This window comes from Streptomyces sp. KPB2 (assembly GCF_003950055.1).
Taxonomy (GTDB): Bacteria; Actinomycetota; Actinomycetes; order Streptomycetales; family Streptomycetaceae; genus Streptomyces; species Streptomyces salinarius.
Window position 1 is genome coordinate 6876426 of the sequence record NZ_CP034353.1, and the last position, 24515, is coordinate 6900940.

The window sequence follows — 24515 nt, forward strand, 5'->3', positions numbered from 1 at the left end:
CCGTGAAGGTCGGCTGCATCGGACTCGGCGACATCGCGCAGAAGGCCTACCTGCCGGTACTCGGCGCCCTCCCCGGCATCGAACTGCACCTGCAGACCCGCACCCCCGCCACCCTCACCCGCGTCGCCGACCAGCTGCGCATCCCGCCCGCGCAGCGCCACGCCGGCCTCGACGCGCTCCTCGCCGAGGGGCTCGACGCCGCCTTCGTGCACGCGCCGACCGCCGCCCACCCCGAGATCGTGACCCGGCTGCTGGAAGCCGGCGTCCCCACCTACGTCGACAAGCCCCTCGCCTACGAACTCGCCGACTCCGAGCGCCTGGTCACCCTCGCCGAGGAGCGCGGCACCAGCCTCGCCGTCGGCTTCAACCGGCGCCACGCGCCCGGGTACGCGCAGTGCGCCGAGCACCCGCGCGAGCTGATCCTCATGCAGAAGAACCGCACCGGCCTGCCCGAGGACCCGCGCACGATGATCCTCGACGACTTCATCCACGTCGTCGACACGCTGAGGTTCCTGGTGCCGGGGCCGGTCGACGACGTGACCGTGCGCGCCCGTGCCGAGGACGGCCTGCTCCACCACGTCGTGCTCCAGCTCGCCGGGGACGGCTTCACCGCGCTCGGCGTGATGAACCGGCTCAGCGGCTCGGCCGAGGAGATCCTGGAGGTCTCCGGCCAGGACACCAAGCGCCAGGTGGTCAACCTCGCCGAGGTGATCGACCACAAGGGCCAGCCCACCGTGCGGCGGCGTGGCGACTGGGTCCCGGTGGCCCGGCAGCGCGGCATCGAGCAGGCGGTACTGGCCTTCCTCGACGCGGTGCGCTCCGGCGAGATGCTCAGCGCCCGGGACGCGCTGGAGACCCATGAGCTGTGCGAGCGGGTGGTCCGGGCCGTGCTGGACGCCCCCGCCTGAGCCGCACCACGCGTACGCCCTCGGCGGCGCCCCAGGCCGCGAGGGTCCCCAGCGCCGCGTACACCGTCCAGTCGCCGTAGCGCACGTAGGGTGTGGTGCCGTGGGTGACGGGGACCTCGTACACCCGTGACGCGCTCGCGTCGGTGCCGAGCCACGAGCCGATCCGGGCGCCGTTCGCGTCGTAGACGGCGGAGACGCCGGTCAGCGTCGCGTGCACCATCGGCCGGCCGGTCTCGGCGGCGCGCAGCGCGGCGAGCGAGGCGTGCTGCTCAGGGGCCCAGGTGTGCTGGAAGGTCGAGGTCGAGGACTGGGCGACCAGCACGTCCGCGCCGTCGGCGGCGAGGCTGCGGCTCATGTCGGGGAACGTGCTCTCGAAGCACACCATCGGCCCGATCCGCAGGCCGTCGCCGACGTCCATCACCACCTGCTCGGTGCCCTGCCTGCGGTCCTCGCCCGCCGCCTTGCCGACGGAGGTGGCCCAGCCGAGCAGCGAGCGGAACGGCACGTACTCCCCGAAGGGGACCAGCCGCATCTTGTCGTACCGGTCGCCGGTCGGGCCCCGGGGGCCGACGAGCACCGAACTCTTGTAGATGCCGGGCTTGTCGGAGCGCCGCGCGTCCACGTTGACCAGGATGTCCGCGCCGGTCTCGCGGGACAGCGCGGCGAGCCGCCGGGAGAGGTCCGGCCGGTCGCCCAGGTCGAAGCCGACGCTGCTCTCGCCCCACACGATCAGGTCGAGGTCCCGGTCCGCGAGCCGCCGGGTGAGCTGCTCCTCGCGGTCGAACCGGCGGTCGGCGCTGTCCGCCCCGGCGACGACGCCCGGCTGCACCACGGCGATCGCCGCCCGCCCCTCGGGGTCGGGGCGCGGGGACCAGACCCAGACCGCCGAGGTGGCCGCGGCCGTGGCGACCAGCCCGGCCAGGGCCGGCACCCTCGCCCGGCGCACGGCGACCAGGACGGCGACGGCGACGTTGACGGCCACCACCAGGAAGCTGAGCAGCCACACCCCGCCCACCGAGGCGAGCCGCAGCGCCGGGGCGACCTGCCACTGACTGGCGCCGAGCATCCCCCAGGGGCCGCCCAGTCCCTGCCAGGAGCGGACCAGCTCCGCCAGCAGCCAGCCCGACGGCAGCACCACGAGGGCCGCCGCGACCCGGCCGCCGGACGGCGTCCCGCCCAGTGTCCTGCGGACCAGCCAGCCCCACGGCACCCACAGGGCGCCGAGCAGCGCGGCGATGACGAAGGTGAACACGTGCAGGTTCGGCAGCAGCCAGTGGTGCATGGCCAGTACGAACCCGAAGCCGCCGCACCACCCGTCGTACGCCGCCCGCTTCCCGCCCGGCGCGGTACGGGTCAGCAGGATCCAGGGGACCAGCGCGAACCAGGCCCACCACCACAGGGCGGGGCCCGGGAAGGCGAGGACGGGCAGGGCTCCGGCGAGCACGGCGAGAACCGAGCGCCGCCACGGGGAGGCGAGCCAGTGGTCGGACTTGTGCATGGGCGCCTCCTTACCGTTGGTGCCTACCCGGTGATCCGCACAGTGTGCGCCCCCGACGACGGCGAATTCAGTTGATCACACAGAGGTCCGGCCGGCACGGGAGACTTTCCCCGGACCTCCCCTAGGATGATCGATGATCGATCAAACGAGCTCGTGGAGGTTTCGATGACGCGACCCATCACGGTGGTCACCGGCGGCAGCCGGGGGATCGGCGCCGCCACCTGTCTGCGCCTCGCGGCGGACGGGCACGACGTCGTCGTGGGCTACGCGCGCGACTCGGCGGCCGCCGAAACGGTCGCGGCGGGAGTGCGCGAGGCGGGAGGCCGAGGAATCCCGGTGCGCGCGGACACGTCCGTCGAGACCGACGTCGAGCGCCTCTTCGACGTGGCGGAGGCAGAGCTGGGCCCGGTGACGGGACTGGTGAACAACGCGGCAGTGACCGGCCCGCTGGGGCGGCTCGCCGACAGCGACACCGCGGACCTGCGCCGGGTCCTCGACGTCAACCTCCTGGGCGTGCTGCTGTGCGCCCGGCGGGCGGCGCGGCTGATGACGCCGCGGGGCAGCGGCGCGATCGTGAACGTGTCGTCGGGCGCCGCGACCCTCGGCAGTCCGGGGGAGTACGTGCACTACGCCGCGAGCAAGGCGGGCGTCGACGCGCTGACGCTGGGCCTGGCCAAGGAGCTCGGCCCGGACGGGATCCGGGTCAACGCCGTCGCGCCCGGCGTGATCGACACCGAGATGCACGCGGCGGCGGGCGACGCGGGGCGGGCGGCGCGAATGGGAGCGGCGGTGCCGATGGGGCGCGCCGGGCGGACGGAGGAGATCGCCGCGGCGATCGCCTGGCTGCTGTCACCCGAGGCGTCGTACACGACGGGAACGGTGCTCCGGGTGGCGGGCGGACGCTGACGGCCGCCCGGGGAGACGGCCCGGCCCGGCTCAGGCCGCTTCGATGACCTCGCCGCGGATCGCGGTCGCCCACTCGACCACCAGCAGCTCGTACTCCACGCGCTCCTGCGCCGACAGGGTCCCGCCCGCGCGCCGCCACAGCGCACGGATCTGATCGTTCAGTTCCGCGGCGGACCGCACGGAACCAGGGGTCGCGTAATCGGGGGACATGCGGACCAGCCTAGGGGCAAGCACTGACGCTGCGCTACCGGACGGCTACACAATCGGTTCCGGTCGGCCGGAGACTTGGCGGCGTGCACGCACGATCACCCGCCCGACGTGGCCCGCAGCATCTCCTGCTGCTGAGTCGTGTAGTGGTCGGCCATGAGCACCAGTTCGGACTGGACCGCGCCCCAGCACCGGACGGACGGCGACCGGGACGAGGTGATCTCCGCCAGGAGCCCGGGCCGCATCAGAAGGCGCTCGATCCTGGGGAGTTCCTCCGTCTTCAACCGGCCGGCGAGTCCCGTACCCACGTCGGACCGGTTCCGGTCCGAGAAAGCCCAGCGGGCGCGGGCCAGCCCGGAGGATGCCGGGGCATGGGCAAAGGCGTCGGGCGGCAGCACGGAGTAGGCGGCAAGGACGCCGGACGCGTCGGTCGGCGGAAATTTGGCCTCCGCCTGCCGCCTGTTCAGCCACGCCCAGTAAGGCTCGGGAACGAAGGAGCAGGTGGCGAAGAAGACGCACGCTTCGGGGTCGATCCGAGTGGTCGAGAAGGTTTCTTGAACCCGGCTGCGCTCAGCGCGGGAGTCGCATACTCCCGAAGGAAATTATTGATAATCGCCGTAACCAACCGCCGAATATGAAGTTTCTTGTTGGACTGTCGTCCATAGATGACTGCCCCCTCTTCGGGGGCCCAATACCTTGTCGCCGCTTCCAACATCGTACGGGCCGCCCGTCATCCACCCGAGAACGGCCTTGTTCGCGTCGCCGGCTGCGAGGAGGCGTTGGGCCTCTCGAACTTGTACGAAACGCCGTACCCCGTCGTCCGCCCACATGTCGTCGAACTCCCCGCGGAAGAGACGCACGAGGTACTCCAGCATTCCGCAGCCATGTACGTGCCAGGCGAGAGACCCACGACTCCATACGGCGACCGGCCAGCGTCCGGAGTCCCGCTCGCTGGTCACCCAACACCGCAGGTCTCCACGGGCGTTCACGCCCCAGGCGATTACCGGCGGTGTGGCCGGCGAGCAGGAATCCAGGTCAATCACCCGTCATCCCCCAGAAGGCGAATCCGCAGGGTGCGCCCTGCTCATAGATGGCCGTGCAGCAACCGGACCCTCGAAGCAATGGAGGAAGCCGCCGCCTCGCGGTCGAATAGACAGATTCCACAGTTTCCCGCGTAGGCTTCTCCGTGCCGAAATATTCAACAACCTCCTGCGGAAGGAGCAGTCGAACCGTTCCGTCTTCATCGTATTCAGGATCGTCGGATTCGATAACGCGATCGACGTCGATGATCGAGTGCGCACCCTCTTCCTCGAGTGCACCACTGTTCACCAGTTCAGAAAGCGATGTAATGGAAGGATCGTAGTCGCTCCAGGATTTGGCAAATTCACGCTCACGCAAATCGTCCAATGCGGACTGTGCGTCGTTCTGGCCTTCGATGAAGTAATGCCACCGAGATGCCCCCAAGTCAGTTCTCCATTTCTCGGAACAGCTCATTATTGCGACGACGGGCGGGTGCAAGGGTGGAAAGCGCACCCGCCCGTCAGTGTGCCCTATTAGAAGGCAATCGCGCAAGCAGGTGCTGCCGGTCCGCACAGCGGGGAAAGTACCTTCGCACCCCACCAGAGCGCGGTACCAAGAGCTGCGACACCTGCGCCGACCTTCACCGGCTCAGGCACTCGTACGGGTTTGGGCTCCGGACGCGAGGTCGCCATATAGAACTCTTGGTAATTGACTACGCCGTGCTCAGTGGCCATGCCGCCGAAGAAATCGGAATTATCCAGTTCAAGGAACTGGCCCCGCTTCACTCCGGGTCCAACCAGCGGGTGCGGAAGCCGGAAGCCGGGCTTGATGTCAAGACCGGCGTACTGCGGATCGCGACGCATGAAATCTATGTACCATTCCACGTCATCCTTTCCGTAGCCTTCGGCCGGCGCAAAACGGTCGTTCGTCCACGGCATTCGAGCCTTGTGTTTGAGTTCCCACACATAGAGTGTGTTCCCGTCTCGGTACGTGATATCCGCACCTCCGTCTTCGCCAGTACCCTCCTTGGAGCCTCCCAGCACCGGGGTCTCCATCTGGACACGCGTGATCCCCGACGGACCGTACTTGGCTTCGGCCAGCCCCACCAGGTACAGCCACATGATGTCCTGAGCCGCGTTGTGCATGCTCGTACCGGCCGCAGCCGCTTTTGTAGATGTCGAGCCGCTGCTTGTGGCACACGGCCCGATGAACCCCGGCGTCCCGCAGCCACCCGGCGCCGGAGTGCTGCTACCGCCGTCCATCGGCGCGGGCATGTGGCCGTCGAGTTCCACGTTGCTGACCGGGTTTCCGCCGGTGAACGCGTACCGGTTGCCGGTGAACGGGTCGGTTCCCAGACCCATGTCCGCGAGGGCGCCGTTGTACATGTCCCGGGTGGTGAAGCGGTTGAGGCCCGGGTTGTAGTCACGGAAGCCCATGTCGTAGGTGCCGGACCGGGCGTCCCAGCGCTTGGAGTTGTAGCGGTAGGGGTTGTAGTCCTCCTTGGTGGGGTCGGTGGTCTCGGGCTTGTCGATGCCGGTGAACTCGGACTCGTCGTTGGAGCCGTAGGCGGTGTAGCCGTAGGTGGCCTTGGTGTCGCCGTTGTCGTCCGTCAGGGTTTCGACGTCGGTGTGGCTGTTGTAGCCGTAGTAGCCGTCCTCGGTCGTCCCGTCGGTGTTGTGCTTGACCTGCGACAGACGCTGGCCCCACGGGCTGTACTGGTACGACTTGGTCAGCTCGCCGGCGACCTTCTCGTCGAGGACCTCGCTGGACAGGCCGAGGTACTCGAAGTCGGTGGTCTTGCCGTCCGCCGTCTTCGAGGCGGTGCGGTCCAGCGGGTCGAAGGTGTACGTCGTGGACTTCATCGCGCCGGTGTCGTCCATCTTCTGGGACTCCACGACGTGGTCGAAGCCGTCGTACACGCTCCGGGAGATGACCTGCCCCTGTGACGTCACCGACTGCTGGCGGCCGAAGGGGTCGTAGGTGTAGTCGGCCGTGACGCCGGAGGTCGTCGCGGTCAGGAGGCGGTTGCGGTCGTAGTGGTAGGCGGTCGTCGTGCCCTTGACCGTCTGGCTGACGACGTTGGCGTTGTCGTCGTGGACGTAGGTTTCCGTGCCCGCGCCGTTCCCCGTCTTGACGGACTTGGTGAGCCGGTTGGCGGGGTCGTAGGTGTAGTCGGTCGTGGAGTCGAGGTACGCCGCGTGGTTGTCGGCGTTCATCTTCTTCACGACGTCCTGCGCCTTGTTGCCGTTGGGGTCGTAGGCGTAGGTGTGGGAGGCGACCAGCGTGGTGCCGTCCGCCTTCTTCTCCGTCGTCGACTTCAGGGCGCCGTCGAGGTAGTAGGTGTAGTCGACGGTGTTGTCGTTGGCCTTGGTCTCCTTCAGCTTCTTGCCGCGGGCCGTGTACGTGTACGACGTCACCTTCGGGTCGGTGTCCGTCGCCGTCTTGCCGACCGAGACGGTCTTGACCAGTTCGCGCAGGTCGTAGGTGTACTGGGAGAACTGGCTGGGGTGGGTGACCGTCTCCGGCTGCCCGTTCGCGTCGTACGTGTACGACGTCGCCTTCTGCTCCGTGCCGGACAGGGACTCGGTGACCTTCTGGACCTGGTTGAGGCCCGTGTACGCGACCGTGTAGACGTCGGTCCGCGCCCCGGAGGACGTGTCGTCGATCGAGGTCAGGTTGCCGTTGACGTCGTAGCCGTAGGTGAACGTCTTCTGTTCGGTGTCCGTGTCGGCGGAGTTGTCGCGGACCAGCTTGACCGCGTCGGCGACCACGGTGCCGGTGTCGCTCTGCGTCAGCTTCAGTTCGGTGTCCTCGCCCTGCTTGAGGGCGTAGTCGCCGAGGGCGACCCAGGTGCCGGGGCCGGTCGTCTGGTTCTTGGTGACGGCCGGTTCGGTGGTGGTCCCGTGGGTGAGGGTGTACTCGGCGGCCGTGGCGGCGCCGGTCACCTCCGGGTACTTCACGTACGCGGTGTACGTGCCGTCCTCGGGGATGTTCAGCGTCCACGTGAAGGCGTCCGTGCCCGTGCCGGCGGCGTGGGTACGGTGGTCGTAGCCCTGCTGGCCGGTGCTGTCCCCCTGCGTCCAGGTGCCGGTGGCGGCGGTGTTCTGGGTGTCGGAGTTGTCCACCAGGACCACCGACCTGCCCACCGGGACACCGTCGTCCGCCTTGGACCTGAGTTTGCCGTCGGGGTAGTACGACCACGTCATCGTGCGGTTGGAGGAACCGCCCGCCGATGTGAGGGTGCGGGCCGTCTGCAGGCCCAGGTCGTTGTAGTCGTAGGTCGTGGCGATGTCCCACGGGTCCGTGGAGGACCTCACCCAGCCGTTGTCGAAGTAGTCGAACACCGTGGTGTTGCGGACCGTCTGCCCCTCGGAGGGCGGCAGCGAGGTCTTCGCCACCCGGCCGACCTTGTCGTACACGGTCTCGGTGTAGACGTTCGGGTCGTTGTGGCGGGTGTCCGCCGGGTCGTAGGGCTGGTACTGCTTGACGGGCCGGTTCAGCGCGTCGTATTCGGTACGGGCGGTGAACGCCGTGGTCGTGTCCGCCGCGACGGCCCGCGGGGTGATCACCTTGGTGGTGTTGCCGACCTCGTCGTACTCGTACCGGGTCGTGCGGTAGGTGATCGTCGTGGTGCCGCTGTGCGGGACCTTGACCTCTGCGGTCTTGCCGCGCTCGTCGTAAGTGATGAGCGTGGTGTTGTTCTCCGCGTCCGTGGTCGAGGTGACCAGGGAGTCCTTGTCGTAGGCCCGCTTGGTGGTGTGGCCCGCGGCGTCCGTGACCGAGGTGACGCGGTGGTTCAGGTCGTAGGCGGTCTTGGTGGTGTAGTCGGTGGTGTCGGCCGTGGCGTTCTTCTTCGGGTCGACGACCTTGGTGGTGTTGCCGACGTCGTCGTACCCGTAACTGATCGTGTCGCCGTCCGCGTTGACCACGGAGGTGAGCTGGTAGATCTCGTCGTAGTGGTTCGTCGTGACGTGGTCGGCCGGGTCCGACGTGGTCAGCGTGCCCTTGGGCTCGGTGGTCGTGGTGAGGTTGCCGGCCTTGTCGTAGGTGTAGGTGGTCCTGCGTTCGTCCGAGGTGGTGGTGTCCTTCGGCGCGGTCGCCGAGGTGATCTGGTCCGCGGCGTCGTACACGGCGGTGGACACCGCTCCGTTGGGCGCCGTCGACGTGGTGACGTTGTCGTTGGCGTCGTACTCGAGGGCGGGCGTGGTGATCAGGTCGCCCTTGTCCTGCTCCTTGGGCACGGTTCTGACCAGCGGGCGGCCGAAGGTGTCGTACGTCTGCGTGGTGACCTTGTCGTCGGCGTCGGTCACCTTGGTGACCTGACCGCGTTCGTCGTAGACGAACTTCGTGGCGTTGGCCAGCGCGTCGGTGATCGTCTCCGGGTTGCCGGTCGCGTCGAAGGCGCTGTACGTCGTCGGGTTGCCGTTGGCGTCGACGGCCTTGGTCAGCTGTCCGTAGGAGTTGTACTCGTAGGTCGTGGTGTAGTCGTCGGCGGTGGCCGTCGCCACACCCTTGGGGTCGGTGACCGTCTTCAGGTTGCCGAAGCTGTCGTAGCCGAACTGCCAGGCGCGGCCCTCGGGCGAGGTCTTGCGCCACAGGTCGGCGGCGTAGCCGTCGGCGCGGGTCTGGTAGTCGTACGTGGCCGCGTTCGCCGGGTGGGTGCCGGGCGCGCAGTCCGTGGCCGGCGGTACGCCGTTCTTGTTGTTCTCGGCGTCGCGCTGCCAGAGGGGGTAGCCGGTCTTCTGGTCGTAGCAGTAGGCGGTCTTCGCGCCGTTGGCCTCCTCCAGGTAGGTGACGTTGTTGTCCGCGTCCCAGCTCATCTTCGTGGTCTGGGACTTGGCGTTGGTGGTCTGGACGGGGCGGCCGTAGTCGTCGGTGACGTACCGCGTCGCGTGGGACTCGGCGTCGGTGACGGTGGCGTCCGTGAACTTGGGGTTCGCCGTGTCCGCCGCGTAGGTGAAGCCCGTGTCACCGCCGAGGCGGTCGGTGAGGGTCTTCGTCCACCAGTGGTACTTCGGGTCGTCGCCGGTCTGCGGCGCGTAGTACGCCAGGTCGGTGCCGTTGCCGCGCGGGTCGGTGGCGGTGACCAGCTTGACGTTCTTGTTGCCCTGGGTGGCGTCGTAGGTGAAGGCGAACACCTTCGGCTGGGCGGAGCCCGCACCGTCGGTCAGCTTGGTCAGCAGCGCCTTGTCGGAGTACTCGAAGGTCAGCTTGCGGCCCGAGATGTCGGTCATGGACCGGACGTGGTCCGCGACCTTCGGGAACGGCGCGTCGGCCTTGTCGTAGTAATCGACGGTGAGAGACGTCCGGCCCGCGGGGTCGGTGATGTACTTGAGGAACTTGGTCGGCTTGTTGTTGGACTTGCGTTCCTCGTACGTGTACGTCTGCGTGTTGCCGTTCTTGTCGACCGTCGAGGTCAGGTAGCCGTCGCAGCCGAAGAGGAAGCGGGTGCCGTCCGGGCGCAGCAGGGTCCAGGCGTCCGGGACGGGGTCCTTGTTGGGCTTGCAGTCCAGGCCCGGCTTCATGGACAGCCGGTAGTGGACGCCCGCCGGGGCCTTCCAGGTGCCGTCGCCCTGGAGGCGGAAGACGTGTGTGGTGCCGTCGCCGTCGGGGAGGCGGACCTCGGTCGGGTTCGGGTTGGGGTGGAAGTCCAGGGGCGCGCCGAGACGGATGGGACCGGCGAGTTGTGCGGACCAGCCCGCGCCCGAGACGGTGTCGGAGGTGTCGAGCGAGTTGTAGGAGAAGCGCGCGAACGTGGTCAGGCCGCGGCCCGGGTTGGTGAACGCGTTGTACGACCACACGCTGTTGCCGGAGGCCAGGTTGTTCATGACCGTGGAACCGGCGCCGGTGTTCTTGCCGGCGTAGGAGTAGAACTTCTCCAGGCCCAGCTGGTTGGAGGTGGGGTCCTCGACCGCCACGCTCTGCTTCAGCGGCGGGATGCCGTTCGTGCCGGCCGAGAGCCAGCTGCCGTCGGCACTCTTGCGGACGTCCCAGCCGAGCACGTACTCGCCGCGCTTGTTGCCCGAGTCCGAGTTGACCGGCGTGGAGACCTTCGCCTGGATCGTGGCCGACTTGCCCGGCAGCAGGGCCGGGATCGGGGTGGCGAGCTGGTTGCCGCCGGTGGTGACGTCGGTGCCGTCGGGGAGCTTCCAGGTGTAGGACAGCTCCCGCTCGCCCGCGGCCCACTGGGCGGAGGTGGTGTTGGTGACCGTGAAGTCCACCGTGTAGGTGGTGTTCGGGGTCATCCGGGACGGGGTCTGCGGGGCGTAGTACGTGTCCTCGGTGGTGGAGTCGACGTAGATGACCTGCATGTACGGGCGCAGCTGCGGGTCGGCGGCCTCGGCGGACAGGAACAGGGTGCGCTCCTGCGGGCCGGCGGCGGACTCGTCCTTGAGCTTCACCGCGACGCCCTTGTTGCCGGCCGGGTCGTCGATCCAGCTCTGCATCAGGCCGGTGGCGTCCCACCAGTGGCGGCCGACGTCCGACACGCTGGCCACGGTGTCGGAGACGGCGGCGGACATGTCACCGCCGGCGCTGCTCCAGGCGGTGGTGGAGGTCGCGTTGTTCCACGTGGCCTGGGTTTCGGAGAAGTCCCGGGTGAGGGCGTGGAGTTCGTAGATCGCGCCGTCGGTGTCGGTGGTGGTCTCCGCGCCCCACATGTACATGCGGTTGTTGATCACCGTGGCGGTGGACGGGATGTCGTCCGTGGGGAACTTCAGCACGGCCCGGGTCTTGCCGTAGGTGCCGGAGTTGTTGCCGACGCTGAGCCACTTCTGGTCGACGTCCCAGGAGCGGATGGCATCCTGGTTGGTGGACGGCTGGGCGGAGGACAGGGTGGTGTCGGTGACGCCGCCCTGGCTGCCCTGGATGATCTTCATCGTCCGGCCGGCCTTGGGGATGCCGACGATGCGGGTCGGGGAGCCGAGCAGTTCCCCGCTCTTCGTCTTCACCGCGATCTGGTAGTAGTACGACTTGTCGATCTCGTTGGCGGCCGAGTCGGGCGTCGGGACCGCGGTGGTGTCCGTGTACGTGGTCTCCGACGCGCTGATCGGCGCGATCAGGGTCGCCGCCGACGGGGTGAAGGCCTGCTGGGTGGAGCGGTGCAGCTGGTACTCCACGATGTCCAGGCCGGCGTCACCGGTGGTGTTGGAGTACGCCTTCCAGGACAGCTCCGGGCCGGTGGAGTGCACCACGGTCGGCGAGTTGAGCGACGTGCCGACCTTGCCGTAGGTCACCGTCAGCCGGGGGATGGTGGACGTCTCGCCGCCGTAGGCGCCGTCACCGGCCTCGTAGCGGGGGCCGCCGAGCGGGCCGGTGGACGACTCGTCCTTCGCCATCAGCACGAAGCCGTGGTTGGCGGCGGTGCCGCTCACCCACTTCTGCACCGTGTCCGCGACGGGGAACTCGTGCCACTGGTTGTACTCGCCCTTGTTCTTCACGATCTGGGCGGGGTTCACCAGTCGTACGGCGTCCGCGATCACCGCGGTCGAGGACGACGCCGGTCCATCACCGAGGACGACCTTGCCGACCGTGCCCTTGGTGAAGGGCAGCTGGCCGCCGCCGTTCAGCGACGTCCACACCCCGTTGGTACCGGCCGACTGGTCGACGGTGAACGTCTGGGTGCCGTCCCGGTGCGTGACCGTGTAGGGGGCGTTCGTCGCCCGGTCGGTGGCCGCGACGTAGTGCACGTCGACGCGGTAGGTGCCGCTGTCGGTGACCTTCGGCTGCCAGGTGTAGGTGTCCCCGGCGACGGTGTCCTTGTTGTAGCGGTAGTCGTCGCCGATCGCGTACTGCGTCAGCGTCGAGCCCGAGGACGGCCACGAACCCTTCGCCGCCGTGGTGCCCGCGTCCCCGTCGTCCACCTGGACGCTGGTGCCGGACAACTCACCGACCAGACCGGACGTGTTGGACCAGGTCGCCGTCGACTCGTCCCAGGCGCCGGTCGCGCGGTGCGCCTCGATGGTGACGTCGTTGCCGTTCGTCGTGTGCGACTGGTCGAAGTAGACGCCCAGCCGGGCGCCGTCGATCTTCACCCCGTCCGGAATCTCGTCCAGCGGGAACTTCAGCAGCGAACGGGAGGTGGCCGACGCGGACGTCTTGCCCGCCGCCAGCTTCCACGAGGAGTTGAAGTTCACCCCCGGCTGGTCGGACAGAACCATGGTGTCCTGCGAACCCGACGGCGACGGCGCGATCGTGATCGTCGGGTCGACCACGACCGGATACTGCCGCTCCTTCGCCGCCAGCCACTTCGCGTCCGGCGTGACGGTCAGCTTCCAGCCGTCACCGTCCCGCCGGAGCTTCTGCGTGACTTCGGCGCTGTACGCGTACCCGTACGGCGACGACGCCGACTTCTTCGCGTCCGTCATGTACGGGGCCGGGATGACCAGCACCGGGGTGTTGGGCAGCTCCCCGAAGAACGCGATCGAGCCGTCCTCGCGGGCCTTCGGCGTCAGCCCTTCGGTGTCCAGCGTGAACGTGTACGTCACGGGACCCGCGGGCCGCTCGGGCAGGGTGATGTTCTCCTTCACCCGGCCCGGACCGACCACGTAGGACAGATCGGCTCCGCCGACCGCGTCCTTGTAGGTCACGGTGGAGTCCTCGGCCTCCGGCTTCAGCCGGCCGCTCGTGCCCTCCAGACCGAGGGTGACCGACCGGCCCCCGTCACCGGCCTCGAAACGCAGCAGCCGGTCCGGGTCGGACCCGAACCAGCTGCGACCGGTGTTGGCCGTGTTGGCGAAGTCGAACCCCTTGGCCCTGGTGGCGGCCACCCGGGTGTCGATCGTCTTCCAGGACTTGCCCGCCGGGTCCCTGTAGGAGGTCGGCGCGGCCGTCAGTTCCGCCTCCACCCGCCCGTCGGACAGCTGCCAGAAGCGAGCCGTCGGGGTGCGGTGCGAGGTCAGTTCCTTGACCCTCTTCGCCTTCGGCGCGTTCTTCCCCTTGGGGAGCTTCTGCCGGTCGGCCATGCCGAGACCGCCGTACGACGGCGGCTTGGGGGTCTCCTTCTCGTCGTCCCCGAGCCAGTCGGAGACGGTGTCGAAGAATCCCTTGTCACCGTCCTTGCCGGAATTCGACGGTGGAGCCGCATAGGCGACTTGCGGCAATAGCGTGCCCGCAATCGCCGCGGCCACCAGACAGGAGAAATATCTCCTGTAAGGCACCTTCACGTGCATACCTTTCGCCATCGGCGACCCACTCCGCCGAACGCGAATCGGGCGCGCCGAACGAGCCGTCGCGGAGAGTTCCGCACGGCTTGGTGCATAGCTGTGCAGCACCCGGCGAGCAGGCGAAACATCGGCTCGCGGGGCGCGGCGGCGGGATTATCGACCGGGCGACTGACGGCCTGTCAAGCGATCACTCAAATCGGGCAATTGGCTGACGGAAACGCCGCTGTTTCGCCCGCGTTTGTCCGCTCGATGGCGTCGCCGACTCGCCATGGTGTATAACCGCCCCGCAATTGATCCGGACCGTCGAAAGCCGAGCCCCGTACATGTCAGCCAAGGATTCAGCGGAGAGCACGGAGAGCACGGGGAACATCGAGAGCACCTTGAGTGGTGGCGGCCGGGCCGGGGTGTTGATCGCTGCCGTCCTGCTGCTCGCCTGCGTCGGGCTCGTCGGCTACGGACTGCTCGACGACACCGAGGACGAGCCGAAGCAGTCCACGACCCCGACCGCCGCCGTCACCTACGAAGTCACCGGCGACGGCGCGGCCGAGATCTCCTACCTCGGCCCGGACGAGGACGGCAGAGCCACCGTCGTGCGGGACGCCGAACTGCCCTGGAAACACACCGTCCAGGTGCCGCTCGGCGAAACCCCCACCGTGGCCGTCGTGCTCGGCGAGAAGGGCGGACAGGCCGCCTGCACCCTCGCGATCCGCGGCAAGCACGTGCAACGTGCCACCGCCATGGGTGAGTTCGGGCGCGCCACCTGCACGGGTGAACTGCCCGCCGCCGGCACCTGATCACGTACTCGTACTCATACTCTCGAAGAAGGAACCCCTTCGTGCTGTCCGAACACGCCACCCTGCCCGTACGCCCCCACAAACTCGCCGTCGCCGTCGCCACCTGCGGGGCGCTGCTCCTCACCACGGGCTGCGGTGCGGACGAAGGAGACACAGCGGCGGAGCAGGTGGCAGCAGACGCGGGATCGGGCTCGACCGAATCCGGCGCGCCGGCCACGGCGTCCCCCAGTGCCTCCGGAACCGCGTCGGCCTCCCCCTCGCCGTCGGCCACGCCGAGCGACAGCGCCTCGCCGAGCACCGGGGCAGCCGCCTCCAAGGCCGGTGAAGCCGGCGATGCGGACGACGGCGACGAGGTAGGCAACGCCACGCAGGTCATCACGGTCGAGGCCCGCGGCTCCTACGCCACGGTCACCGCGTGGGCCAAGGGGTCCGCCGGATGGAAGGCGCGGTTCTCCACCGCTGCCGGGCGGGTCGGGTCCAACGGGGTCACGAACGGGGCGACGCGGCGGCAGGGCACCTGGACCACCCCCACCGGGACGTACACGATCACGGAAGGGTTCGGCGTGGAGGCGAGCGGCACGAGCATGCCGTACCACGTCGTCACGGACGACGACTGGTGGGTGGAGGACCCCGAGTCGAAGTTCTACAACTCCATGCACAGCGCACAGGGCGCGGACTTCCCGCTGACCGAGTCCGGCGACCGAGGCAGCGAACACCTCGTCGACTACCCCACCCAGTACGCCGAAGCGCTCGTCATCAACTTCAACCGGTGGCCCGCCACCCCCGGCCGCGGCGCCGGCATCTTCCTCCACGTCAACGGCAGCGGCGCCACGGCGGGGTGCGTATCCGTCCCCCGGGCCACCATGGATCGATTCATGAACTGGATCGAACCGTCCGCCCACCCCCGGATCGCCATCGGCTGAGATTCCTGGAGACGATCACGGCCTGGTGCCGCAATTCGGGCGTTGGGAAATGCGAGACAGCGCTACCCGTGCGGCCCTGGCTCAGCCGCCGGACTCGCCCGCGTGCGGGCTCAGTACACCGGCCCCGACCAGCACGACCAGCAGGATGCCGAGCGCGATGCGGTACCAGACGAACGGCATGAAGCTCTTGGTCGAGATGAACTTCATGAACCAGGCGATGACCGCGTACCCGGTGGCGAAGGCGATGACGGTCGCGAAGAGCGTCGGTCCCCAGGAGACGTGGTCGCTCTCCATCGCGTCCTTCAGCTCGAACACGCCCGAGGCGAGCACCGCCGGGATCGCGAGCAGGAACGAGTACCGGGCGGCCGCCTCGCGCCGGTAGCCCATGAAGAGGCCGCCACTGATGGTCGCGCCGGAGCGGGAGACGCCGGGGATCAGGGCCGCCGCCTGGCACAGGCCGTAGATCAGGCCGTCCCGCACACCCAGGTTCTCCAGCTCCTTGCGCTGCTGCGGCGCACGGTGCCGGCCCCCCTTCTCGTCGCGGGCGGCCATGCGGTCGGCGATGCCGATGATCACGCCGACGACGATCAGCATCGTCGCGGTGATCCGCAGGTCGCGGAAGGGGCCCTCGATCTGGTCCTTCAGCGTCAGGCCGAGCACGCCGATCGGGATCGAGCCGACGATCACCAGCCAGCCCATGCGCGCGTCGGGGTCGTGGCGCATCGACTTGTCGGTGAGCGAGCGCGTCCAAGCGGCGATGATCCGCCCGATGTCCTTGCGGAAGTAGATGAGCACCGCGGCCTCGGTGCCGATCTGCGTGATCGCGGTGAAGGCCGCGCCCGGGTCGTGCCAGCCGGAGAACGCCGCGGTCAGCCGCAGGTGCGCGCTGGAGGACACGGGGAGGAACTCGGTCAGCCCCTGGACGAGTCCGAGGACGAGGGATTCAAACCAAGACATGGAGTTGCGTCAGTCCAAGTGGCGATCGAGAAACGGTCGGCGGACACGCCGAACCTTCGTGTGCGGTGATCGGGACCTGGCGCGCCGAGGGGCAGCGTAGCGCCCCGAAATGAACCCCCGGCGGACGGGGGGTGAGCAGTGCCCGGACACTGCGTCCCGCCACGGGCGCGTCCCTCCGGGCGGTCGGCGTCGACGCCCCATCAGTGCCCACGCAGTCGGTGCCGCTTGCGCCAGGCCACCACCGCCCCGGCGAGCCCCGGCAGGGCGATGCAGGCCAGCGCGATCAGGAAGGCGGGGGAAGTGGGCGTCGAGGCGCGGGCGCCGGCGACGACGTAGGCGGCGGTGTTGGGGATCGAACCGAGCCCGGTCGCCAGCAGGAAGGGCAGCAGGCCCATGCGGGAGACGGCGGCGCAGTAGTTGGACGCCGCGAAGGGCACCCCCGGAAACAGTCGCATCGCCAGCATGGTCCGGAAACCGTGCCGGCTGAGCTGCCCGTCCGCGGCCTTCAGCCACTTGCCCCGCAGCAGCGGACGCAGCGCCTCCTGGCCGAGGACCCGGCCGAGGCAGAAGGCGATTCCGGAACCGAGCACCGTCCCCGCCAGCGCGGAGGCCAGGCCCAGCTGTGAGCCGAACAGGGCGCCGGCCGCCAGGTTGAGCAGCGGACGCGGCACGAAGGCGACCGTGCACAACCCGTACGCCACCGCGTAGGCGAGTGCCGCGGCGGCACCCCCGAGCTGCGGCGGCCAGCCGTTGGTCAGCAATTGCTGCGGCTGGAACAGCACCACCGTCGTCGCGGCCGAGGCCAGCAGGGCGACGAGCAGGGACAGCCGCGACCACGGGGACAGCAGCACTCTGGTCACACGGGCGAGGCCGGTCGGCGGGACCGGTCCGGCGGTGGTGGCGACGGCGAGTTCCGTGGCGGCGGTCCGGGGAGTGACCGTGGCGGTGCCCCCAGAGCGGGTGGTGGCATCGAGCATCCGGTGACACTAACCGACAAATGTGTGTGATCGCCGTATGCTGCGTCTCATGAGCGTCACAGCCCGGCCGGTTCCGGACCCGCCGCGCAGCGCTCTCGCCAACACGGTACTCGAGCGGCTCACCGCCGAGTACCCCACCGCGGCCGACCCCGAGCGGGCCGCGGGGCTGCGGTCGTACATGAGGGACGTGGCTCCGTTCCTGGGCATGACCTCGCCCGTTCGCCGCTCGCTGTCCCGCACCGTCCTGGCGGGCCTGCCCCGCCCGGACGAGGCGGACTGTGCCGCCGTCGCGATGCGTTGCTGGCGGCTGCCCGAGCGCGAGTACCACTACTTCGCCGTCGACTACCTGCGCCGGCATGTGACGCACTGCTCGTCCGGTTTCCTGCCCGTGGTCCGCCACCTGCTCACCACGGTGCCCTGGTGGGACACCGTCGACCTGCTCGCCGCGCACGTCGTCGGGGGCCTGGTCGCCGCCGACCGCGACCTCGCGCGGGACATGGACGCCTGGATCGGGGACGAGGACCTCTGGCTGGTCCGCGCGGCCCTCCTCCACCAGCTGCGCTACAAAGAGCGCACCGACACCGACCGCCTCTTCGGCTACTGCGCGCGGCAGTCGGGCCACGGCGACTTCTTCGTCCGCAAGGCCGTCGGCTGGTCCCTGCGCGAGTACGCCAAGACCGACCCGGACGCCGTACGCGCCTTCGTGGCCGAGCACCGGACCCGGCTGGCACCGCTGTCCGTGCGGGAGGCACTGCGGACCGTCGGGCCGTAGTTCCGGAGGCCGCCGCCCTCGAACTCCCGTTCCCTCAAAAACCATTCGACGTGGGACGAAGCGTCGGCAATGATCGGCGTCATGTTCCGGTACGCCTTCCACCTCGCAGCATCCGCGGTCGCGGATGCCCCGAAGGCTGCCGTCGCCCACTTCACCGCCGCAGTCGACGGCGCCCGAAGCTGACCCTCCCCGGATCGTCCGGCGGACCCCGCAGGGGGAGGGTCGGCCGGCCCCAGGGGTCCCCACCACCGCCACGAGGCTTCGAGGTACCGCCATGTCCAAGACGGCGTACGTCCGCACCAAACCGCACCTGAACATCGGCACGATGGGCCATGTCGACCACGGCAAGACCACCCTGACCGCCGCCATCACCAAGGTCCTCGCCGAGCGCGGGGCCGGCACGTTCGTGCCGTTCGACCGCATCGACCGGGCCCCGGAGGAGGCGGCGCGCGGCATCACCATCAACATCGCGCACGTCGAGTACGAGACCGACACCCGGCACTACGCCCACGTCGACATGCCCGGCCACGCCGACTACGTCAAGAACATGGTCACCGGCGCCGCCCAGCTCGACGGGGCGATCCTCGTCGTCTCCGCGCTGGACGGGATCATGCCGCAGACCGCCGAACACGTGCTGCTCGCCCGGCAGGTGGGCGTCGACCACATCGTGGTCGCGCTCAACAAGGCCGACGCGGGTGACGAGGAGCTGACCGATCTGGTGGAACTGGAGGTACGGGAGCTGCTCACCGCGCACGGCTACGGCGGCGACGCCGTGCCCGTCGTACGGGTCTCGGGGCTGAAGGCCCTGGAGGGCGACCCGCGGTGGACGGCGTCCGTCGAGGCGCTGCTCGACGCCGTGGACACCTACGTGCCCATGCCCGAGCGGTACCTGGACGCGCCGTTCCTGCTACCGGTGGAGAACGTCCTCACCATCACCGGCCGCGGCACCGTCGTCACCGGCGCCGTCGAGCGCGGCACCGTGCGTGTCGGCGACCGCGTCGAGGTGCTCGGCGCGTCGGTGGAGACGGTCGTCACCGGCCTGGAGACCTTCGGCAAGCCGATGGAGGAGGCCCAGGCCGGGGACAACGTGGCGCTGCTGCTGCGCGGAGTCGCCCGCGACACGGTGCGCCGGGGGCACATCGTCGCCGCGCCCGGCAGCGTCGTGCCCGCGCGGCGCTTCACCGCTCGGGTGTACGTGCTGTCGACGCGCGAGGGCGGCCGCTCCACACCACTGTCCACCGGCTACCGGCCGCAGTTCTACATCCGGACCGCGGACGTGGTCGGCGACGTGGACCTCGGCGAGGCGGCCGTCGCCCGGCCCGGGGACACCGTCACCATGACGGTCGAGCTGGGGCGGGACGTGCCGCTGGAGACGGGGCTCGGCTTCGCGATCCGCGAGGGCGGCCGCACCGTGGGGGCGGGCACCGTGACCGCGGTCGGGTGACCGCGGCCGGGTGAGCGCCCCGTCGGGCACCGGCACAATGGGCGGGTGAACGAAGCCATACCCGTCAGCCGCGTCACCGACCACGGCACCGCCAAGCTCATGCCCGACGTCGACCGGGAACGGGCCTGGCTGCTCACCGTCGACGGGGCGCCGCAGTCGTACGTCGACCTCGACGAGCCGGCGCACCTGGAGTTCGAGTACACGCGCCGGCTCGGCCACGTCCTGGACACCGTCGCCGAGCCGGGACGCCCGCTGGACGTCCTGCACCTGGGCGGCGGCGCGTTCACCCTGCCCCGGTACGTGGCCGCGACCCGGCCCGGCTCGCGGCAGGACGTTGTGGAGGCCGACCGGGGGCTGCTCGACCTGGTCGCCGAGCACCTGCCGCTGCCGCCGGGTGCGGGTGTCACCCCCCACGGGGCCGACGCCCGCGCCTGGCTGGAAGCCGCCCCCGCGGACTCGGCCGACGTACTCGTCGCCGACGTCTTCGGGGGCTCACGGGTGCCCGCGCACCTGACCTCGGTCGGCTACGTGCGCGAGGCGGCCCGGGTGCTGCGCGCCGACGGCGTGTACGTGGCCAACCTGGCCGACGGGGCGCCGTTCGGCTTCCTGCGCGGCCAACTGGCCGGATTCGCCCTGTTCTTCGAGGAGCTGGCGCTGATCGCCGAACCGGGCGTGCTGCGCGGACGCCGCTTCGGCAACGCGGTGCTGGTCGCCGCGCACCGGCCGCTGGACACCGCGTCGCTGGCCCGGCGCACCGCCGCCGACGCCTTCCCGGCCAGGGTCGAGCACGGGCCCGCCCTGCGGGAGTTCACCGGCGACGCCCGTCCGGTGCGCGACGAGGAGGCCGTGCCCTCGCCCGAGCCGCCCGCCGGGGCGTTCGGCATCGGCTGAGCGAGGCCCCGAGGCCCCGAGGCCCCCGGGCCCCTCCGGCCTACGACTCGGTCGGCGGTTCCTCGGTGAGGCGCACGGTGCTGAGGATCTTCTGGACCGTCGCCTCCGGGACCTCGTCCTTGACGCCCTTGGCGCCGTACAGGTTCCAGGTGACGAAGTCGCCGGCGCCGTTCTTGAAGGCGAAGGTGATCGCCTTGCCCTCGCTGTCGCACTTGCCCTTCTGGGGCGTGCCCTCCGAGTGCGCGGTGATGACGCTGCCCTTGATGCCGGACGTGGTCGTGTACGCCTTCGGCTTGCCGTACTTCACGCTCTTCTTGTCGGGCTGCGTGTAACCGCCGAAGATCCACCACGGCACGCGCGTCTCGGCCGCCTGGTCGGTGTTCTTGGCGCCGCTCTCACCACGGGTGCCGGCGGTGGCGAGCGCGGTGCTCTCCTTGCGGCCGTCCTTGTTCTCGTCGGTCGTGCACCACTCGGACTTCAGGTAGGCCGGGGCGGTCACGGTGGTGCGGTCGGTCTTGCCGTCCTCTTCCCACTCGAAGCCGACGCTGGTGTCGGTGCTCTCGATCTCCCAGTCCGCGGGCACGTCGAACATGGTGCCGAAGCGCGGGTTGGCGACGACCTTCCAGCCGTCGATGGTGGCCTTCGCCCCCTCGCCGCCGCGCGGATTGTCGTCGCCGCCGGACGCGCTCGGGTCGGCGCTGGGGGACTCGGACTTCTCCACGGTCGGGCTGGCGGACGTCTTCTTGTCCTTGCCGTCGTCCGCCTGGTCGTCCTTGTCACCGCCCAGCACCAGGAAGCCGGTGACACCGGCGGCCACCACCACGGCGAGGGACGCGATGATCGCGACCAGCTTCGTCCGGTTGCCGCCTCCGCCACCGCCGCCCGTCGCCGACTGCACGGCGGTGGCCGGCTGCGGCGTGCTCCACTGCTGCTGCCCGTACGCGCCGGGCTGCTGCTGATAGCCCGGCTGCTGATAGGGATTCGGCTGCTGATACCCCGGCTGCTGGTACGGGTTGTTCTGGTTCTGCGGGTTCTGCTCGCCCCCGGGCGGCTGCTGTCCTGGCCACATGAGCAGTCACCCTAATGCCGCCGAGGACACGATTCGGTCACCGGCCCTTGTCAGGGACGTACCGAAACCCGGCGGCCTAGGACTCCGAGGGCATGTACTCCCTCACGGTGGCCAGAATCTTGCGCACGGTGGCGTCGGGCACCTCGTCGGCGACACCCGCCGCCCCGAAGAACGACCACGAGACCAAGGAGCCGTCGGCCGACTTGAAGGCGAAGGTGGTCGCCTTGCCGTTCACGTCGCACTTGCCCTTCTTCGCCACCCCGGACGACCGGGAGGTGGCGAGGCTGCCCTCGATGCCGGAGGCGGTGGTGAAGGACGTCACCGGTCCCGTGGCGACCTTGTCGTGGTCCGGCTGGGTGAAGGCGCCGTAGACCCAGGCCGCGGAGTCGGTCCGGGCGATCTCCTCGGTGCTCCGCGCGCCGTTGTTGCCACGGGTGCCCGCACTGGCCAGGGGCGTGTAGTCCACCGAGCCGTCCCGGTCGCCGTCCGACCCGCACCACTTCTCCTTCAGGACGGCGGGGGCCTTCATCGCGACCAAGGGCTTCTCCTCGGGGTCGTCGTCCTCGGCGACGTAGGTGACCCAGCCGCGCGACTGCGGCACCCAGGAGGCCGGTACGTCGAACGCGAGGCCCTGATCGGGGTTGGCCACGACCGTCCAGCCCTCGACGGTGGCCTTCGGCGAGCCGTCACCACCGCGCGGGTCGGCGGCGGACGCGGAAGGGGAAGAGGCCGACGCGGAGGAGGCGGTCGGGTCGGGCCGGGCCTCGTCGTCCCCACCGCCGCCCAGGAGTACGGCCCCGGTCACGGCGGCGGCGACCACCACGACCGCGGCGGCGACGATCGCCACCACCTTCGTACGGCCGTTGCCGGGCCCGCGCCCGGCCGGTCCCCCGGACGTGACGGTGGGGGCGTCCCAGGGGGCGGGGCCGGGCTGCCGCTGTCCCGTGTACGGCGACGGCTGCTGGTAGCCGGGCCGCACATACGGGTTGGGCTGTCGCGGATCCGGTCCGCCGGTCGGTGACTGCTCTCCTGGCCGCATGGCGATCCAGCATACGGCGATCTTCACGGGTGTCTGGTCCTGGATGCTACTGGCGGGTAACCTGCCGTCATGAGCGCAGATCAGATGTCGATCGGCGAGTTGCTCGCCGCCACGGTGCCGATGGTCCGGACCCTGAACCTCGAGTACCTGGAGACCACATCGGAGAAGGCCGTCCTCGCCCTCCCGGACCAGAGCGAGTACCGCAACCACGTCGGCGGGCCGCACGCCGGAGCCATGTTCACGCTGGGCGAGTCGGCCAGCGGCGCGATCGTGCTCGCCGCCTTCGGCGACCAGCTCTCCCGGGCGGTGCCGCTGCCGGTGACCGCGGAGATCGCCTTCAAGAAGATCGCCCTCGGCCCGGTCACCGCCACCGCGACCCTCGGCCGCCCCGCCGCCGAGGTCGTCGCCGAACTGGACGCCGGCAACCGCCCCGAATTCCCGGTGAGCGTCGCCATCCGGCGCGAGGACGGTGCCGTCACCGGTGAGATGACCGTCATATGGACCCTGCGCCCCAACAGCTGACCCCCGCCGACCCGGTACGCTTCCCGGTGCGCCTCGTTCGAGGCGCACCGGGAACAGGTCCGAAGCGGAGGGTGGGGCGTTGCACGTCCAGGAATGGCTCGACACGGTGCCCGCGGCGGCCGTCTACGCCGTCGTCGCGCTCGTCATCGGTCTGGAGAGCCTCGGCATCCCGTTGCCCGGCGAGATCATCCTGGTGTCGGCGGCCCTGCTGTCGTCCCAGCACGGCGGGATCGACCCGCTGGTCCTCGGTGTCTGCGCCAGCGCGGGCGCGGTGATCGGCGACTCCATCGGATACGCCATCGGCCGCAAGGGCGGCCGGCCGCTGCTGGCCTGGCTGGGGCGAAAGTTCCCCAAGCACTTCAGTGAGGGACACGTCGCCACCGCCGAGCGGTCCTTCCAGAAGTGGGGCATGTGGGCCGTGTTCTTCGGCCGCTTCGTCGCCCTGCTGCGGATCTTCGCGGGCCCGCTGGCCGGTGTGCTGCGGATGCCGTACTGGAAGTTCCTGATCGCCAACCTCCTCGGCGGCATCGTCTGGGCGGGCGGCACCACCGCCGTCATCTATTACGTCGGCGTCGTCGCGGAGGACTGGCTCAAGCGCTTCTCCTGGCTGGGCCTGGTGGTGGCCGTCGCCATCGGCGTCGCCTCGATGCTGATCGTCAAGCGCCGGGCGGCCAAGGTCCAGCCGGAGACCGAGCCGGTCGTCGCCGGGGAGTGAGGCGCGCCCCGAAGGGGCGCGGGGCCGTGTCGATGTGCGGCTCCGCCGCGCGGGCGCGACCGGCCGCAGACAGCCCGCAGCCGGCGTCTCAGCGAGCCTCCTCCACCGCATCCCGATGCTGCCCGGCCAGCGCCGCGTACATCGTGCCGTTGAGCGTGACCCCCTGACGCTCCTCCTCCGTCAGTTCCCGCTTCACCTTCGCCGGCACCCCCGCGACCAGTGACCCCGGCGGCACCCGCATGCCCTGCGGGACCAGCGCCTGGGCGGCGACCAGGGAACCGGCGCCGATCACCGCGCCGTTGAGGACCGTGGCGCCCATGCCGATCAGGCAGTCGTCCTCGACGGTGGCGCCGTGCACCACGGCGTTGTGCCCGATGGAGACCCGCTCGCCCACCGTGACCGGGAAACCGGGGTCGGCGTGGAGGGTGCAGTTGTCCTGGACGTTGCTGCTCGCGCCCACGGAGATCCGCTCGACGTCGCCGCGCAGCACGGCGCCGTACCAGACGCCGGCCCCGGCGTGCAGCGTCACGTCCCCGACGACCGAGGCCGTCGGTGCCACGAAGGCCTCGGCGTCCACCTTCGGGTCCTTGCCGCCGATGCCCATGATCAGCGCCTTCTGCGTCATCTTCGCCTCCTGCTCGGGTGGCCGCCGGGTGATGTACGGCACCGTACGCCACCCGGTGGGGTGAAGATCACAGCCCTCCCGCGG

Annotated in this window: 19 protein-coding genes; 9 read left to right on the forward strand and 10 right to left on the reverse strand. The window is 69.9% G+C overall.

The genetic code is table 11. From position 1 onward, the window contains the following. The first annotated feature begins 2 nt into the window (after positions 1 to 2). Positions 3 to 908 carry a Gfo/Idh/MocA family oxidoreductase gene (locus D1J63_RS31135; protein ID WP_125633418.1) on the forward strand — a complete coding sequence of 302 codons (906 nt, stop codon included), beginning with the start codon at positions 3 to 5 and terminating at the stop codon, positions 906 to 908. On the opposite strand, the gene lnt is transcribed toward D1J63_RS31135, so the two are convergent. Further along, a complete protein-coding gene (gene lnt / locus D1J63_RS31140) occupies positions 832 to 2406 on the reverse strand; it encodes an apolipoprotein N-acyltransferase (protein ID WP_125633420.1) in 1575 nt (524 codons plus the stop codon). The genes D1J63_RS31135 and lnt overlap by 77 nt on opposite strands. 165 nt (positions 2407 to 2571) lie before the next feature. On the opposite strand from lnt, the gene D1J63_RS31145 reads away from it, so the two are divergent. Then, positions 2572 to 3312: an SDR family oxidoreductase gene (locus D1J63_RS31145; protein ID WP_125633422.1), complete on the forward strand. Its 741-nt coding sequence runs from the start codon at positions 2572 to 2574 to the stop codon at positions 3310 to 3312. Positions 3313 to 3342: 30 nt separating this feature from the next. Here D1J63_RS31145 and D1J63_RS31150 read toward each other — a convergent pair whose 3' ends face one another. The 4 genes from D1J63_RS31150 to D1J63_RS31165 all read right to left on the reverse strand — a co-directional run bounded on the left by D1J63_RS31150 (position 3343) and on the right by D1J63_RS31165 (position 13721). Continuing rightward, on the reverse strand, positions 3343 to 3522 hold the full coding sequence (locus tag D1J63_RS31150; RefSeq protein WP_102929323.1) for a hypothetical protein: 180 nt from the start codon (positions 3520 to 3522) through the stop codon (positions 3343 to 3345). A gap of 95 nt (positions 3523 to 3617) precedes the next feature. Next, positions 3618 to 3827: a hypothetical protein gene (locus tag D1J63_RS31155; protein WP_125633424.1), complete on the reverse strand. Its 210-nt coding sequence runs from the start codon at positions 3825 to 3827 to the stop codon at positions 3618 to 3620. A 727-nt stretch (positions 3828 to 4554) separates the two neighbouring features. Continuing rightward, positions 4555 to 4983 carry a hypothetical protein gene (locus D1J63_RS31160; RefSeq protein ID WP_164713054.1) on the reverse strand — a complete coding sequence of 143 codons (429 nt, stop codon included), beginning with the start codon at positions 4981 to 4983 and terminating at the stop codon, positions 4555 to 4557. Between the two features lie 89 nt (positions 4984 to 5072). Then, a complete protein-coding gene (locus D1J63_RS31165) occupies positions 5073 to 13721 on the reverse strand; it encodes a DNRLRE domain-containing protein (RefSeq protein WP_125633428.1) in 8649 nt (2882 codons plus the stop codon). 305 nt (positions 13722 to 14026) lie between these two features. On the opposite strand from D1J63_RS31165, the gene D1J63_RS31170 reads away from it, so the two are divergent. Beyond that, positions 14027 to 14497, forward strand: coding sequence for an MmpS family transport accessory protein (locus tag D1J63_RS31170; RefSeq protein ID WP_125633430.1), 471 nt, complete (start codon positions 14027 to 14029; stop codon positions 14495 to 14497). Positions 14498 to 14538: 41 nt separating this feature from the next. Beyond that, positions 14539 to 15420, forward strand: coding sequence for a L,D-transpeptidase family protein (locus tag D1J63_RS31175; protein WP_125633432.1), 882 nt, complete (start codon positions 14539 to 14541; stop codon positions 15418 to 15420). Positions 15421 to 15501: 81 nt separating this feature from the next. On the opposite strand, the gene D1J63_RS31180 is transcribed toward D1J63_RS31175, so the two are convergent. Together D1J63_RS31180 and D1J63_RS31185 are read right to left on the reverse strand one after the other, a co-directional pair. After that, entirely contained in the window at positions 15502 to 16377 is an 876-nt protein-coding gene (locus D1J63_RS31180; protein ID WP_125633434.1) for an undecaprenyl-diphosphate phosphatase, read from the reverse strand. A 200-nt stretch (positions 16378 to 16577) separates the two neighbouring features. Beyond that, positions 16578 to 17354: a TVP38/TMEM64 family protein gene (locus D1J63_RS31185; RefSeq protein WP_125633436.1), complete on the reverse strand. Its 777-nt coding sequence runs from the start codon at positions 17352 to 17354 to the stop codon at positions 16578 to 16580. Positions 17355 to 17403: 49 nt separating this feature from the next. On the opposite strand from D1J63_RS31185, the gene D1J63_RS31190 reads away from it, so the two are divergent. From D1J63_RS31190 to D1J63_RS31200, 3 genes are all read left to right on the forward strand, one after another. Continuing rightward, positions 17404 to 18126 (forward strand): DNA alkylation repair protein, encoded by a 723-nt coding sequence (locus D1J63_RS31190; RefSeq protein WP_125633438.1) that lies wholly within the window; start codon positions 17404 to 17406, stop codon positions 18124 to 18126. Between the two features lie 274 nt (positions 18127 to 18400). After that, positions 18401 to 19570 carry an elongation factor Tu gene (gene tuf, locus D1J63_RS31195; protein WP_102931313.1) on the forward strand — a complete coding sequence of 390 codons (1170 nt, stop codon included), beginning with the start codon at positions 18401 to 18403 and terminating at the stop codon, positions 19568 to 19570. Between the two features lie 45 nt (positions 19571 to 19615). Continuing rightward, on the forward strand, positions 19616 to 20461 hold the full coding sequence (locus tag D1J63_RS31200; protein WP_125633440.1) for a fused MFS/spermidine synthase: 846 nt from the start codon (positions 19616 to 19618) through the stop codon (positions 20459 to 20461). Positions 20462 to 20501: 40 nt separating this feature from the next. Here the strand turns inward: D1J63_RS31200 and D1J63_RS31205 are convergent, their stop codons facing one another. Then, on the reverse strand, positions 20502 to 21530 hold the full coding sequence (locus D1J63_RS31205; RefSeq protein WP_125633442.1) for a hypothetical protein: 1029 nt from the start codon (positions 21528 to 21530) through the stop codon (positions 20502 to 20504). A 76-nt stretch (positions 21531 to 21606) separates the two neighbouring features. Continuing rightward, positions 21607 to 22569, reverse strand: coding sequence for a hypothetical protein (locus tag D1J63_RS31210; protein WP_125635945.1), 963 nt, complete (start codon positions 22567 to 22569; stop codon positions 21607 to 21609). Between the two features lie 84 nt (positions 22570 to 22653). Here D1J63_RS31210 and D1J63_RS31215 point away from each other — a divergent pair, with 84 nt between their 5' ends. Together D1J63_RS31215 and D1J63_RS31220 are read left to right on the forward strand one after the other, a co-directional pair. Further along, positions 22654 to 23091, forward strand: coding sequence for a DUF4442 domain-containing protein (locus D1J63_RS31215; RefSeq protein WP_125635947.1), 438 nt, complete (start codon positions 22654 to 22656; stop codon positions 23089 to 23091). 79 nt (positions 23092 to 23170) lie between these two features. Then, positions 23171 to 23806, forward strand: coding sequence for a DedA family protein (locus tag D1J63_RS31220; RefSeq protein ID WP_125633444.1), 636 nt, complete (start codon positions 23171 to 23173; stop codon positions 23804 to 23806). A gap of 88 nt (positions 23807 to 23894) precedes the next feature. On the opposite strand, the gene D1J63_RS31225 is transcribed toward D1J63_RS31220, so the two are convergent. Beyond that, positions 23895 to 24431, reverse strand: a complete 537-nt coding sequence (locus D1J63_RS31225; RefSeq protein ID WP_125633446.1) for a gamma carbonic anhydrase family protein — start codon at positions 24429 to 24431, stop codon at positions 23895 to 23897. Positions 24432 to 24515: the final 84 nt, after the last annotated feature.